Here is a 16,128-nt window from a genome sequence, read left to right on the forward strand (position 1 = left end):
GCTTATTGAGCTGTTTTACTTTTAAATTCACTTTTAACAGGTACTACTGTCATTCCTGTCTTTACTTTTTGTAAAGCATCTATGATGATTTTATCTCCTTGTGTTATACCTTCTGAGATAATTACCTGGTCTCCTATTTTGGAACCGAGTTTAACAGGGGTGGATACCACCTTATTAGAACTATCAACAACCATGACGCTATATTGACCTTGTAATTCAATAAGACAACGCTGGGGAATAACAATAGCATCTTTCGCTACGGTTAGCTGAAGTCTTACCTTCGCATATAGACCCGGACGTAATATTTTTGTAGGGTTAGGAAAGCTAGCCTGTATAAGTAAAGATCCCGTTGTGGTGTTAATTTGACTGTTAACAAAATCTATTCTTCCTTTTTTTTCAAATAAAGTACCATCTGCTAAAAGGAGTTCTACATTTGGTTTTATATTACCTTCATGCACGTCTTTAGAGATGTCTTCCGCTGTTTTATTTGCTTGATATTCTCTGGCAAGTTCTAGATATTTTGATTCGGAAATTGAAAATTGTACACGTACGGTATCAATTCTGGAAACCGTGTTAAGTATTACAGGGTTAGGTTCTCTACCAACATATTCACCTTCTCGTGCTTCGGTTTTACCTATAAGTCCATCAATTGGTGATCTCATTTCAGTATATCCCAATTTAATTTTAGATTGTTTTAAATTGGCGTTTGCAGCATCAACAGAGGCTATAGAGGCATCATAAGTGGCTTGAGCAGCATCAAGGTCACTCTTACTTACGGCATTTATTTTAGCAAGCGGCTCATAACGTTCAAGCTCGTTTTTTGCATTTACCATCATGGTTTGGTTTTGGGCCAAAGCACTTTGTTTTTCAGCAACTTCAGCCAAATAAGGGTCTTGATCAATGCTATATAATAATTGCCCCTTTTTGACCTGCGTACCTTCTTCAAAAGAAATTTTCTCCAGATAACCATCAACCCGAGCTCTGATAGGAATGTCTTTTAAGCCGTAAATCTGTCCTACTAGCTCATTATAAACCGGAACATCTTCTTTTTTGGCTTCAATTACAGGAATCTCTTGAGGGGGTCTTGTTTGTGGACCTTGTTCTTTTTTACATGAGAAAAACAAACAGGCCATGACGCAAAGTATAGTATATTTCATAGGTGAATTACAATTACATCAAATGTAGAAAATAAAATGTGGGTTACAAAGAAAAATGGCTGTAGGTGCGGTATTTTATATTCTCAAAGTAATAAGAATGGAAGTAGAGCTTAGAAATTTACACGTCTATTCTTCATTTATTCCAGAGTTCGCATGTCCAATGAGTAGTTTTACATGGTAGGTGTTTATCTTAAGTACTCTTGAATCAAATAATGAACAATTGTATAGAGGTAAAGGATCTAGAATAAGATAATACCTTTGGAATTAGGGTTGGTGTCATTATGAAAAAGTTAAGTTATTAAAAAATCGACTTTGCTTAAAAGCAGTTCGAAAATGACATATTTGTTAAACTATCAGAACTGGATAAAGCCGTATATTGCAACAAATCCCCCATTTATAAGAAATGTATCTAATTTTAGTAAGTCCCTTTAATTTTAATGGAAAAACAACTATTGAAAGAATGGACTTTCTTACTATATAGAAAAATGTGGATTTTAATTGTGAAGGTTGGAAATTACTATCTCTTACGGATGCGCTATGTAAAATAAGTTTCAAGGAACAAGGAGTTTCACTATATACTTAGAGAACCTTGGAATTTAATTGTTTAATCAATGTATTAGCGCAAAACAATGAAATAGTCACAACTAAGGAAAAGTACAGTGGCTGAAAAGACGGGCCTTTTAAGCCTATTAATTTAAAATAAAATGAGACTATCGTGTTTTATTAGACAGACACATTAACTAAACTTAATTAGACCATAATGAGAACAGCTTTAAGAATAGCCTATGTATTAGTACTATGTATTGTGTTTACTTGTTCAAAATCGAAAGAAACTAAACCAAAGGACTCAGCAACTTCAAACCCTAATATTATTCTGTTTGTTTCAGATGATCATGGTATGGATGCCTTAGGGTGTTATGGTAATCAAATCATTAAAACACCCAATTTAGATAAGTTAGCTTCCGAAGGCGTTAAATTTACAAATGCCTATTGTACAAGTGCTAGTTGTGCAGCAAGTAGATCAGTAATTCTTTCAGGATTATACGGTCATGCAACAGGGTCTTACGGACATGTACACGACTATCACCATTTCAGTACTTATGACAATGTGAAATCTTTATCAAATAGATTAACTGAAGCCGGGTATGTTACCGCTAGAATAGGTAAATATCACGTTGCTCCAGAAGCTGTCTATCAATTTGATGAAGTGCTTGAGGCCGATCCTAGAAATACGGTTGAAATGGCTGATGCTTCAAAAGCTGTGATACATTCTAAAAAACCATTTTTCCTATATTTTTGCACAGATGATCCGCATAGAGGGCATCCTTTTACTCCAGAAAAATGGGATATGCCTAACAGTTTTGGTAATAAAAAAGAAGGGTATAAAGATGTTGAACAGATAACCTATAGCCCCGATGAGGTTTTGGTTCCAGCGTTTTTACCAGACACAAAACAAACACGAGAAGAGATTGCTCAGTATTACCAAAGTGTTTCAAGAATAGATCAAGGTTTTGGACGGCTTATGCATCATTTAAAAGATGCGAACAAGCTGGAAAATACCATTGTAATTTATATTTCAGATAATGGTATGGCTTTTCCAGGAGCGAAAACTACAGTGTATGAAACCGGTATAAAACTACCTTGTATCATAAAAGACCCAACTTCTAATAAAAAAGGAATCACGAACACGGCAAAAATTTCTTGGGTAGATTTAACGCCAACAATTTTAGATTTTGCCAATGTGAGTTATGATAAAACAGCATTTCACGGAAAATCCTTCAAGAATATCATCGATACTGAAAATCCAAAAGGATGGGATGCTATTTACGCTTCCCATACCTTTCATGAAATTACCATGTATTACCCCATGCGCGTGGTTATTGATAAAAATTATAAATTAATTTGGAATATAGCTTGGCGTTTAGAATATCCATTTGCTTCAGATTTATGGGCCGCTTCCACATGGCAATCTATCTACAGGAATGATATTGAATATTTTGGGCCTCGTAAGGTTAAAGATTATCTATTTAGACCGGAGTTTGAATTGTTCAATTTAGAAAATGATCCGCTGGAAACAAACAATTTAGCGGATAATGAGAAATACTCAGAAGTTCTAGAATCCATGAAAGTAAAGTTGAAAAAATTTCAAAAAGACACTTCAGATCCTTGGATGATAATGTGGGATCATGAGTCTAGCTTACAAGGAACAGGCGTAAATTTATAGACAATACAGAACGATAAATAATTCATCTTAATGAAACATTATATCTTAAAAACAGCTTTAATACTTTTTTTAATCTCATCAAAATTTTTAAGTGCTACCGAAGTTATCGAGTTTAAAAATCAAGATGGTGATATGACTTTAAAAGTTAGAGAAGCCATTGAAAAGTCAAAAGATAAAGACATCAAACTTATTTTTGAGAAAGGTGTTTATAGTTTCCGTTCAGACTATGCATTAGGGAAATTTTTATATATCACCAATCACGGCAATGGGTTTAAAAAAATCGCTTTTAATTTCAGTGGTTTTAATTCAGTTGAAATTGATGGTCAAGGTTCTGAGTTTTTGTTTCACGGAACTATTGCACCTTTCGTTTTTGAAGATTGCCAAAAAATAAAAGTAACAAACCTAACAGTGGACTGGGATATTCCATTTGTCTTTCAAGCTGATGTTTTGGCCATTAATAAAGAAGAGGGATATATGGATGTCAAGCCTTATACAGAAGGTTTTTCTTGGAATTTGAGTAAAGGGAGAATCATTTTTCCTGGAATTGATAATTTTGAATATAACAGCTTAGGAAGTACGTTACCTCATAATAAAAAAACCAAAGCTGTAGATTATGGCGCCTGGGATATGCATTTAAATCCTGAATATGTTGAAAAGTTGCCAAAAGGTAATCTTCGTATTCATCAGAAGCACATGAAGCATCTACCTCGTGTTGGAACGGTATTAAATTCAAAAGGAGATAGAGAAAAAGACAGGTATGCACCCGCATTTCTGGCTAGACGTTCAAATCATATAAATTTTGATAATGTTATTATTCATCATGCCTTAGGGATGGGCTTTTTGTTTGAGCGCTGTGAGGATATAAATATTGTAAACTCTGGAGTTTATATTCGTGATGGTTCAGATAGAGTGATTTCATCTACTGCTGATGCTACTCATTTTGCCAATTGTAAAGGCAATGTTTTAATAGAAAATTGCCGTATTGAGGGCATGTATGATGATGGTACTAACGTACGTGGTACCTATGTTGAAGTGATTAAAGTGATTAATGAAAAAACAGTTCAAGTTGCTTTGAAGCATTTTGAACAAATGGGTTTTCAGTTTGCTGACAAAGGTGATGCTGTTTGGTTTATTCAACAGCCAAATCCGCAGCGAGCTTTAGAAGGCATAGTAGAGTCCGTTTATGTGATTAACGAAAAGTTTAGAGAGATTACTTTTACTGAAAATGTGCCTTCTAATTTGAAAGCAGGCGATATTCTAGAAAATAAAACATGGAATCCTGTTTTTACGATGCGAGGTAATGTGATTAGAGATCATAGAGCACGGAATATTATTATTAAAACACCAAAGCGAATTGTTATTGAGGATAATGATTTGTCTTCAATGATGTCATCAATAATGCTGCGTGGTGAAACCTTTTTTTGGTTTGAATCTGGAAATGTTGAAGATGTAATAATTAGAAATAATCGTTTCGAACATTGTGCATATGGAGGACCAGAACATGCCGTTTTAAAGGTGTCACCTAGATTGGGAAAAACGTTTGATCAAACCATGCCGTATGATAGAAATATTGTTTTTGAAAACAATACAATTAAAACATTTGACAATAGAATTGTTTGGGCCGATAGGGTAGATGGTTTGATTATTAGGAACAATACGATAAAACAAACAGACACCGAAAAACAGCAGTTTCCAGATGCGCCTCTCTTTGATTTAGAACATTGTATGAATGTGGAAATTATGAACAATACTTATGATGGTAACTGCGAGAATAGTTTAAAAGCCGATGCTGTCTCTATGAAAACATTGAAAATTAAAAAAAATAAGGGATTTAAGAATTTGAAATAATAAGTTTATTTCTACACTGCAGAACATATGAAAAACAATTTTAAAGCAGCCATAACAATTTTACTTTTATAGGGACGTTATTTTCCCAATTTATGTGCATAAAAAACTAAAAATTTATAAGTCTCATATCTTTGATAACAAAAGAAACTTATAAGTTTTAAAATAAACAAGACAGATTTAACGAGCCTATTTTTATACCTTAGAAATAAACTCAAATCTAATATTCAATTGTTTGTATATTTTGTTAAACGTCCTAGAAAAGCATTTATTTATGTTGTACAAAAAAGCTAGTTATAAAAATACCTTATTGGTTCTAATATTTGCTCTGATGTCATTGTCTTGTAAAGAAAACAAAGAAAAAGTAACTTCGGTTGTTTCGAGTGATCAATGTGTTAATAAGCAAAAACCAAATATTGTTTTGTTGTTTATTGATGATTGGGGTTGGTCTGATATTGGTTACAGAAATGACACGTTTCATACGCCAAACCTAAACCAGTTTAAAAAGGAAAGTTTAGAGTTTAAGCGTGGCTATATTCCAACACCCACCTGTAGTCCCAGTAGAGCAAGTTTGTTAACAGGGAAGGAGTCAGTGCGATTAGAGATGTCAAGGCATATTCCAGAAGAAGAACATTTTATAAATGAAGAGTATAATATTTGGCCTAAAGACCCTGTGCAGAGACCTTCAAGAAATTATCTACCATTAGAAGAAGTGACCTATGCCGAAAAATTAAAAGAGCTTGGGTACTACAATATGTTTATTGGTAAATGGCACCTAGGAGAAGGAAAGCACTATCCAGAATTTCAAGGGTTCGATAAAACTTTTGGAACTACTGATAATGGACATCCAAAAAGTTATTACTATCCTTTCTTTCAAAGCGGTGATCCAAAAGCATTTCAAAAAGATTATAAGGAGGGTGATTATTTAACAGATGTACTTACAGATGGTGCTGTAGATTTTATCGAGAATTACGATAACAAACAGCCATTTATGTTATCCTTTTGGTATTATTCAGTTCATGGGCCTTCAGTTGGAAGAAAAGATTTATTAAAGAAGTATCAAGATGCTGGACTAAAAGGTAAATATGCACATCACGCAGCTATGGTAGAAGCTATGGATGAGTCTATTGGAAGAATTAGAAAAGCATTAAAGGCTAAAGCAATTGAAGATAATACGGTTGTTATTGTAATATCAGATCAAGGTGGAGCATATTCTAATGCACCTTTAAATGGTGGAAAAAAAGGAGGTAATACTTTAGGTGAAGGGGGGGCAAGAGTACCGTTTATAATAAGCTACCCTGGATTAACCAAGCCCAATACAGAATCCAATATACCTGTACAATCAATTGATCTCTTTCCAACGATAATAGAAATAGCATCTGGTGACAATTATAAGAATAAAGACATTCAAGGTGTGAGTTTAATGCCTATTCTGAAAGAAGATAAAATTGAACAACGCAATATCTTTTTTTTTAGAAGTTATGAAGACCAATACGCCGCAGTTATTTATGATGATTGGAAATTAGTGAAGTACCATAGCGGTAAATTTCAATTATTTAATGTGGCAGAAGATATTAGTGAACAAAACGATCTCATAGGTCAAGGTTTGGATATAGAAACAAAACTTAAGAACGATATATTAATTTGGGAAAAAGAAGCTGTCCCTTCATTTTAATAAATTAAACGTTTTGGGATACATTAATTTAATCAAACTATCCCAGAATATTTTGCAATCCTCTCGTGGGACAATTTAACGAAGACTATGGCTTAGAATAGTTAGGAAAGGATTTAGAGCTAAGTGTTAATAATGCGGTTGTTTAACGGTTAACACATAGAACATCCTAAATAGCTTTTGTTTTAGGGACCTTTCGAGCTTTTTAATGAGAGGATAAGTCATAAAATTCAAGCCCACCTAAAACTAGAATTGCTGTTATTGTTTAATATATCAACCCTTATAATAAGATATTTTGAAGATTCTTTAGGGATTAACTGGCTAGGTAATCCACTCGAATTTTTATTAGTTTAATAGATAACATATTGTTTTTAAGCCTTGATCTATCAATATCAAATGCATATTTTAATTTGCACTCTTTCATTAAGGTCATCGAGTTTAAAATCAATAAAGCCTCAGATGAATCTTCAGTATTATATAGAGCATCAGTCATAATCTTAATTGGACTTTCCGCACCTATTAATCCCAAAAATTCGGCTGCCCGAACTCGATTTATAGCTTCGTTATCTGTTATTGACATAGTCTTTATTTGATCTTTTAATGCTATGGCATCTTTACCAAAATTACTACATGTAATCAAGGCCCAATAGCGTATCCAAGGATCAGATGATTTTAAGCTAGTTTCAATTTTAGATTTAACACTATTAAAATTTCCCAAACTAAGATTAGCAATGTCAATATAGTTTTGAATATCTGTTTTATGTCTTTGTCCAAATCGTGTAGGGTTTTCAAAAGCATTTTCAATTAGATAGAACTCAGGATAAAACGATAAATCGGGCATGTTTTTAACGCGAGAATTTAAATTTTCTCGCATTTCTAGAAGGGTATTGGCATAGCCTTCTTTGTTTGCTAAGTTATTTGTTTCATAAGGGTCAGCCTCTAAATCATAAAGTGCTTCCACAGGTTTTGGTTCAAAAAATTGTGATTGAATAGCATTTAATTCACCCGCTTCATATAGGTTTTTCCATTCTCTGTAACCCGGTTGTTTGTAGCGATACTCGTTCATTAATCCATCAAAATTAAAGGCTTGATAGTTTCTAATATATTTATACTTGCCTTTTCTAAGCGCACGAACCATGTCGTATTTCTCATCAAATCTATCAGCATAGCTAAAACTTTCATTTTTATTAGCTAAGTCTTTTTTTGTCACATCTTTACCTAGAAATGGTTTGCCGTCAATACCTTCAGGAATTGTTGCACCAGCTAAGTTTAAAACCGTAGGACCAAAATCAACAAAACTTACAAAAGCATCTGAGCGAGTATTAGGTTCAAGGTTGATAGAATTTTCATATTTAGAGGGGATATAAACAACTAGAGGCACGTGTAAGCCAGATTCGTATAGGTAGCCTTTACTACCAGGAAGCACGCCTCCATGGTCGCCAAAATAGAAAATAAATGTATTTTCTAGCAGCCCTTCCTTTTTAAGTTCATCAACTACTTGTCCAACTTCAGCATCCATTTGCTTTATTTTGTCTAAGTAAAGTGCATTGGTGTATTTAAACAGTTCGGTTTGCGGATGATTTGGAAATATAAACGTTGAATCAGGATTCGTTTTTGTGCCTGCTTTCACGTCCTCTTCCGTGAAATGTAGCTTTCCTTCATGTGTGGTGCCTATGTTAAAAACATGAAAAAATGGTTGATTAGGTTTTCTAGTTTTCCATGTCGCCTTTTTTGATGATTCGTCCCAAACACTATCCGATTTAAATATATTATAATCTTCTTTAGAATTGTTTGTGGTATGATATCCAGCTTGCTTTAAATAGTAAGGAAACATTTCTTGCCCTTCTGGCATTGGTACTTTTTCAAGTTTTCTATGATAGTGAGTTCCTAATCTCGGGCCGTAAGAACCAGATATTAACGTTGATCTTGCAGCGCTGCAAACGGCGGCATTTGAAAATGCATGAGTAAAGCGAATCCCATGATCTGCAAGTTTTTCAATATTTGGCGTTTGGGTGCCATGATCATCAAACAAGTCCATGTAATGCTTAGAATTGTCTTCAGAAGTAATCCAAACTATATTTGGTGGTGCTAGTTCAACTGGTTTTGAGTCACATGCGCTTAGGATACTGAATAATGTCAGAGAAAGTACTAAGCTAAATTTTGATGAATGCATATATAATGTTTAAGTTGAAATGTAAAGTTAATTAATCTGTATGAGGGGTAACAGTTCCTCCAATTTCATTTTCAGTATAGCCTTCTAGAGTAATTTTATAAGCATACTTACTTGGCATAACTTTAGGTGTTTTTATTTATTAAAATTTAGTTGTAACGCAATTGTTGCCTTATTCAAATATAAATTATAGCTAATCTAAATGTTGCACCATATGAGCTAGTATAGATAACATATGATTTTTAATTTTTGTATTTGGAGCTTGAGTAAAACATATGATTTCGTTTATAATACAAATGTGTTTTTTTATTGAAAAACCCAAAATTGGAAGTGCTAGTCATAAAAAATAACATGCATTTTTGTATATATTTGAAGGTGTCCAATTGCCATATTATTACATGTAAAGTAGATTGAAAGAGTCTCAATAATAATAGGTCATATGATAAATAAAAAATACATATCTAATCATTAACCTTTTATCTAATTATAACCTTTGGGCTGCTTTTTATTATATGCCATTCTTAAAACAATATAAGGTTTTAGTGTTTAAGCAAATAGAAGACAATAGAACTTCATTGGACAACTATAACTAAATTAAAAGCACATAAATAATTATGAAGAAATTCAACATTTTACTATGTCTAGCTATTTTCTTTTTGGGCTATTCTGAAATGAAAGCGCAAGACATAAATTTTAATGCATCGTGGAAGTTCTATAATGCGGAGGCTGAAGGCGCGGAAGCACCTGAATTTAATGATTCCGATTGGAGAAATTTAAACCTCCCGCATGATTGGGCTATAGAAGGTCCTTTTGATATTAAATATAATGCACGTTCTGGAGGGTTGCCATTTCACGGTACTGGCTGGTATCGTAAGCATTTTAAAATGGAAGCAGATGCCAAAGGAAAGGTTGTTAGAATTGAATTTGAAGGTGCCATGTACAATGCCCATGTATGGGTTAATGGTGAGTTCATTGGTAATAGACCATTTGGATATATCGGTTTTGAGTATGACATCAGTAAACATTTAAAGTATGATGGTTCTGATAATGTGATAGCCGTTAAATTGAAACCAGAAGATTTATCAACACGATGGTATCCTGGAGCCGGAATATACCGTTCAGTATGGTTGAAAATTGATAACAAAGTGCATGTAGGCCAATGGGGTACTTATATTACAACACCAACTGTAACTAAAGATTTAGCTGTGGTTCAAAATGAAACGACAGTGGTGAATAAAAGTAGTGAGTCAGTTGAAGTAAAAGTAAATCACGAATACTTTTCACCGGAAGGAGAATCAGTATCTTTTATTGATGAAACCATTTCAGTAGCCGCTAATACATCTGGTACTTCACAGCTGTTTTCTAAAATTAAGAACCCAAAACGCTGGGATACAGAAAACCCGAATTTATATGATGTTGTAACCACTATTACTCAAAACGGAAATGTGGTTGATACTTATAAAAGTCGTATTGGCTTAAGATCAATTAGATACACTAAAGATGGCTTTTTCTTAAATGACAAACCAGTACGTTTTAATGGGGTTTGTTTGCATCATGATAATGGTGCTTTAGGGGCTGCGGTGTACCGTAGAGCAGATGAAAGAAAATTACAAATCATGAAAAGTATGGGCGTTAATGCCATTCGTACAAGTCATAATCCACCGTCAAGAGAATTACTAGAGCTTTGTGATGAATTAGGATTAATGGTTCAAGATGAAGCTTTTGATGTTTGGAAAATGGAAAAAGTACCAAACGGTTATAACTTGTTTTTTGATGAATGGGGGGAGCGAGATTTAAAGGATATGATTAAGAGAGACAGAAATCATCCATCAATAATAATGTGGAGTATAGGTAATGAAATCATAGAACAAAAGGATAAGAAAAATGGGTGGAAAGTAGCAAAACGATTAAACGCCTATTGTAAAGAAATAGATCCAACAAGACCAACTTCAGCTGGTTTTAACCATTATTCTAGCCCATATGATAATAATATGGCGCAACAAGTAGATATAGCTGGTATGAATTACAAACCAACACATTATGTTGATGTGAGAAATAATTACCCGGAACTACCATTTGTGGCTACCGAAACGTCAAGTTGTACCAGTAGTCGTGGTATTTATCATTTGCCAATTGAAAAATATAGAGTTCATGAATCTAAACATGTAACAAGTTATGATTTAATAGGGCCTGTCTGGGCCTATCCACCAGATATTGAATTTCATTATCAAGAACAAAATCCACATGTTATGGGCGAGTTTATTTGGACTGGTTTTGATTATTTAGGAGAACCAACACCCTACGGTGGAAGAGATAACTCTACAAATGGCTATTGGAATGACGATTGGCCTTCTAAAAGTTCTTACTTTGGAGCAGTGGATTTATGTGGATTTCCAAAAGACAGATTCTTTTTATACCAAAGTCAATGGACTACCAAGCCTATGATTCACCTCTTGCCACATTGGAACTGGAAAGGTATGGAAGGTCAAGATATTCCTGTGTATTGTTATACCAATTGTGATTCCGCAGAGCTTTTTGTGAATGGAAAGTCTATGGGTAAAAAAGTTAAGGGTAAAGATTTAACAGAACTTTTGGTTAGTTTTAATGATTACGAAGGCGAAACGTTTCAATCGAAATATAGGCTATCCTGGAATGTACCTTATAAAGCAGGGGATATTAGAGTGATTGGTTATAAAGATGGAAAACCAGTACAAGAAGAGCAAATATTTACAGCAGGAAAGCCTGCTAAGATCAATCTGTCCGTTGACAGAACTGAAATCAATGCAGATGGCGTCGACTTGGCTTATGTAACGGTTAGAATAGAAGATAAAAATGGAAATTTATGTCCTATGGCTGATAATCTGGTTAATTTTTCAGTCAAAGGAGCAGGTCGTTTAATAGCTGTTGATAACGGCAACCAAATCAGTGTGGAATCCTTTCAAGCAAATCATAGAAAAACCTTTAGCGGTATGTGTCTGGCTGTTTTGAAATCGTCAGAGCATTCAGGAACCATTACCTTAAAGGCAACATCTAAAGGATTAAAATCTAAAAGTGTCACGGTTCAAACAAAGTAGGTGAAGCATCTTTTAGAATTTAGGTTATAGAATATAGAAATATAATATTATGAAACTATTTAAGATTTTTATAGTTATTACATTAATGCCGTTAGTTATACACGGTCAAAATTCTAATCAAAAATGGTTTGATACGGCGTTAAGTCATAATGAGCGTATAGATTATTTAATAGAAGCGATGACTTTAGAGGAAAAAACATCTCAGTTATTAGATGTTTGTCCACCTATTGAACGTTTAGGGATACCTGAATATAATTGGTGGAATGAAGCTTTACATGGGGTAGCAAGAAATGGTAGAGCAACTGTGTTCCCTCAGGCTATTGCCTTTGGAGCTACATTTGATGAAGAATTAATTCATAGAGTAGGTACTGCTATTTCTGATGAGGCAAGAGCAAAATACAACGAAGCCATAAAACTTGATAATAGAGGTCGATATGCCGGTTTAACTTTTTGGTCACCAAACGTTAATATTTTTAGAGACGCGCGTTGGGGTCGTGGTCAAGAGACCTACGGAGAAGATCCGTTTCTAACCAGTAAAATAGGTGTAAGTTTTGTGAAAGGTTTACAAGGCGATAATCCTGATTATATGAAAGCGGCAGCTTGTGCAAAACATTATGCTGTGCATTCCGGCCCAGAAGAATTAAGGCATGAGTTTAATGCCGAAGTTAGCAAGAAAGACTTCTTTGAAACTTATTTGCCAGCATTTAAAGCGCTAGTTCAGGAAGCAAATGTGGAAGGTGTTATGGGGGCATATAATCGTACGCTTGGAGAAGTTTGTAGCGGAAGTCCATATTTGTTACAAGATATTTTAAGAAAAGAATGGGGGTTTAAAGGTTATATTGTTTCAGATTGCGGAGCCATAAGTGATTTTCATAGATTTCATAAAGTAACAAAAACACCTGAAGAATCTGCAGCTCTGGCCTTAATAAACGGAACAAATATTAATTGTGGAAATGTTTATAAGGTTTTAAAGAAATCTTTAGAACAAAATTTAATTACTGAAGATTTAATTGATCTCAGATTAAAAGAGAGTTTGTTAACCAGATTTAAACTTGGAATGTTTGATCCTATAGGAGCAAATCCCTATGATAACATTACATCCCAAGTTGTTAATTCTGAACTACATCGTGCTATAGCAAAAGAAGTTGCCGAAAAGTCGATTGTACTTTTAAAAAATAAAAATAACATTCTGCCTTTAAAAAAGAACACTAGAACGGTTTATGTAGTTGGACCAAATGCATCTAGTGAGGAAGTTTTATTAGGTAATTACTACGGATTAACAGGACGTTCTCAAACGATTTTAGATGGTATTGTAAATGAGGTAAGTGCAGGGACTAGCATTAATTATAAGTATGGTGTTTTACCCTTTAGAGAAAATTCAAATCCCATAGATTGGGCCACTGGCAATGCTGCAAATGCTGATGTAACGATTGCCGTTATGGGAATCTCTGGGTTATATGAAGGGGAAGAAGGAGAAGCTATAGCATCTACATTTAAAGGCGATAAAAAAGATTTGAAACTGCCTGAAAATCAAATCAATTTCATCAAAAAGATGCGAGGAAAATCTGAAAAACCACTTGTTTTGGTATTAACAGGAGGTAGTCCTATTGCCATTCCTGAACTTCATGATTTAGTGGATGCCGTTGTTTTTGCATGGTATCCCGGTGAAGAGGGCGGAACCGCTTTAGCTAACATCCTTTTTGGTGATATTTCTCCTTCAGGTAAATTACCGATTACATTTCCAAAAGCAGTAGATCAGTTGCCTGCCTACGAGGACTACAATATGAAAGGTAGAACGTATAAGTACATGACTGAAGAACCGCTTTATCCTTTTGGTTTTGGATTGTCGTTTACAACGTTTGAATATAATGATTTAGCGGTTGATAAAACATTTCATGTTTCCGTTGATGTTACCAATTCAGGGAAATATGACGCTGAAGATGTGGTACAACTTTATATAAGTTCACCATTGGCAGGAACTGAAGATCCTATTTTCGACTTAAAAGCATTTAAAAGAGTGTTTTTAAAATCTGGAGAAACAAAAACAATCAATTTTAAGTTAAATAAAGCAACCTTTAATCAATTTGATGAAGAAGGTAAAGAAGTTTTAAGAAAAGGGAAATATACTATTCATGTTGGTGGGGCTTTACCTTCACAGCGTAGTTTAGATTTAGGAGGAGCAAAACCGGTTTCTGCCACTTTGAAGGTTAAGTAATGGTTTTAAGTGTATGCAGTATATAAAAAACAGCCCTGTTCATAGTTTTAATAGTTGATTTGACTACAATATTTGATAGAAACTTCCTGTCTCTACATTAGTATTAATTGTTAAAGCTTTTTTTAACTCAATCTATTTAATAAAGTATTAGTTCTTATCAACAACGTTCGATCGTTATTATCAAATATGCGATTAGGATTCTCAGAAATAATAAGTGATCTTTCAATGGCGTCAATGAAGCCATAGGGGGCTATTTAATAGTAGTTCTATCGTATCAACAAAGGGTTGGGAAAAACAAGTGCTCCAACCCAATGTGAGTTTTGGTGCCGGTGCTACTAGGTATTGTAATGGAGAAACTGCGCGAGCCTCAATCATTGAAAACTATGGATGGACTATTACTGATGGCGGAAAGGATAAGGATTGCATTAAGAAAGTCAATTGTTTAACTGTTGAAGACAACATTGGCTTTGCAGGAGGAACTAGTGACATTAATTTGACTTTGAAAAGTACTGAATTAATAAAAGGCTTTCAATTTGATATCACATTTCCTGATGGATTTGTTTTTGATCCTTTAGATCTTACTAAAACAGAATTACCAACAAATTTTCAGGTGACATGCGCTGCAATAGGTGGTAATGCATATAGAGTTGTTGGGTTTTCGTTAACCAATGAAACCATTCCTTGTGGGAAGAAATCGATACTTAGCTTTCCAACCTTTATTAATGGGGAGACCTTAGAAGATGATTATCCTATTCCTGTAACCAATGTCATACTGTCTGATGTTGATAATCTTGATATCACCTGCCATTGCCCTTTAGACGGTGTAATAACTGTTTATAACCACCCCCTTGGTGACGCGAATGGCGATTATGACGTCAATGTTTTAGATATATTAGCAACTATTGATTATATTTTTGGTAACCCACCATCGCCATTTTATTTTGATCTGGCAGATGTTAATTTTGATGCCACCATTGATGTTTTTGATGTGCTAGGTATTCAGGATATTATATTAAATCCATCTTCAAAAACGTCTTCCGGTAAAACGAAAGAAAGTACAGCAAGCGCATTATCGCAATCAAATTATTTATTTGTTGATAGCCAGGCCTTATCGCCAAGTTCATCTGAAACCTTAGCATTTAATTTGGCAAATAATGATGTTGTTAAAGGCTTACAATTTGATTTTGTTTTACCCGAAGGCATTACATTTAATCCAAAAGAAATTATAGGCACCTCGAGACTTGATGGGTTTACAATAAGAGCTCAAGAGGTTAGTAAAAACACCTACAAGGTCATTATTTTTTCTTTATCCTCCGCTACAATAACATCCGGGACAGGGACTATTTTAGAACTGCCTGTATTTATTGATTCTGAGATTAATAATGGCGTTTATCCTATGGTATTTAAGGATGTCAAGATTTCAGAGACCAATAATAAAAACGTGGCAACAACGCCTCCAAATGTTGGGAATATAACTATAGGCACGTTGGGTGTTGATACTTTAGAAAAGGCTAAAGACAAAATAAAGGTATTCTCAAACCCTGTTAAAAACCTTTTGCACATGAGTTCAGAACTAGAAGGTTATTACCAAATGTATGACCTTCAGGGAAGATATGTTGGTAAGGGCAATGTTCTAATTGGGAATAATGAGGTGGACACCTCTATGCTGCAAAGCGGTTTATATATGATTAAAATAAGTACAGCGATTAGCACCGTTATTATGAAATTTATTAAAGAATAATTAGGAGTTGCCTTTTCCGATACATAGTTG

At 34.3% G+C, this 16,128-nt stretch carries 8 protein-coding genes; 6 read left to right on the forward strand and 2 right to left on the reverse strand.

The annotated features are described in order from the left end of the window. Positions 1-2: 2 nt before the first annotated feature. Entirely contained in the window at positions 3-1,157 is a 1,155-nt protein-coding gene (locus tag IE051_RS13980; RefSeq protein WP_189361699.1) for an efflux RND transporter periplasmic adaptor subunit, read from the reverse strand. A gap of 760 nt (positions 1,158-1,917) precedes the next feature. On the opposite strand from IE051_RS13980, the gene IE051_RS13985 reads away from it, so the two are divergent. The 3 genes from IE051_RS13985 to IE051_RS13995 all read left to right on the forward strand — a co-directional run bounded on the left by IE051_RS13985 (position 1,918) and on the right by IE051_RS13995 (position 6,901). Continuing rightward, complete coding sequence (locus IE051_RS13985; RefSeq protein ID WP_189361701.1) at positions 1,918-3,381, forward strand: sulfatase family protein; 1,464 nt, start codon at positions 1,918-1,920, stop codon at positions 3,379-3,381. Between the two features lie 30 nt (positions 3,382-3,411). Next, positions 3,412-5,229 (forward strand): alpha-1,3-galactosidase-related protein, encoded by a 1,818-nt coding sequence (locus IE051_RS13990; protein ID WP_189361703.1) that lies wholly within the window; start codon positions 3,412-3,414, stop codon positions 5,227-5,229. A gap of 271 nt (positions 5,230-5,500) precedes the next feature. After that, on the forward strand, positions 5,501-6,901 hold the full coding sequence (locus IE051_RS13995; protein WP_229796822.1) for a sulfatase: 1,401 nt from the start codon (positions 5,501-5,503) through the stop codon (positions 6,899-6,901). A gap of 310 nt (positions 6,902-7,211) precedes the next feature. On the opposite strand, the gene IE051_RS14000 is transcribed toward IE051_RS13995, so the two are convergent. Next, entirely contained in the window at positions 7,212-9,071 is a 1,860-nt protein-coding gene (locus tag IE051_RS14000) for a sulfatase-like hydrolase/transferase (protein WP_189361705.1), read from the reverse strand. A gap of 611 nt (positions 9,072-9,682) precedes the next feature. Between IE051_RS14000 and IE051_RS14005 the strand changes: the two genes are divergently transcribed. The 3 genes from IE051_RS14005 to IE051_RS14015 all read left to right on the forward strand — a co-directional run bounded on the left by IE051_RS14005 (position 9,683) and on the right by IE051_RS14015 (position 16,098). Then, positions 9,683-12,142: a glycoside hydrolase family 2 TIM barrel-domain containing protein gene (locus tag IE051_RS14005; RefSeq protein WP_189361707.1), complete on the forward strand. Its 2,460-nt coding sequence runs from the start codon at positions 9,683-9,685 to the stop codon at positions 12,140-12,142. 49 nt (positions 12,143-12,191) lie between these two features. Beyond that, positions 12,192-14,357: a glycoside hydrolase family 3 C-terminal domain-containing protein gene (locus tag IE051_RS14010; protein ID WP_189361709.1), complete on the forward strand. Its 2,166-nt coding sequence runs from the start codon at positions 12,192-12,194 to the stop codon at positions 14,355-14,357. A gap of 298 nt (positions 14,358-14,655) precedes the next feature. After that, positions 14,656-16,098, forward strand: coding sequence for a T9SS type A sorting domain-containing protein (locus tag IE051_RS14015; RefSeq protein ID WP_189361711.1), 1,443 nt, complete (start codon positions 14,656-14,658; stop codon positions 16,096-16,098). Positions 16,099-16,128: the final 30 nt, after the last annotated feature.

Origin of the sequence: Algibacter mikhailovii (genome assembly GCF_014651495.1) — a bacterium.
Lineage (GTDB): Bacteria > Bacteroidota > Bacteroidia > Flavobacteriales > Flavobacteriaceae > Algibacter_E > Algibacter_E mikhailovii.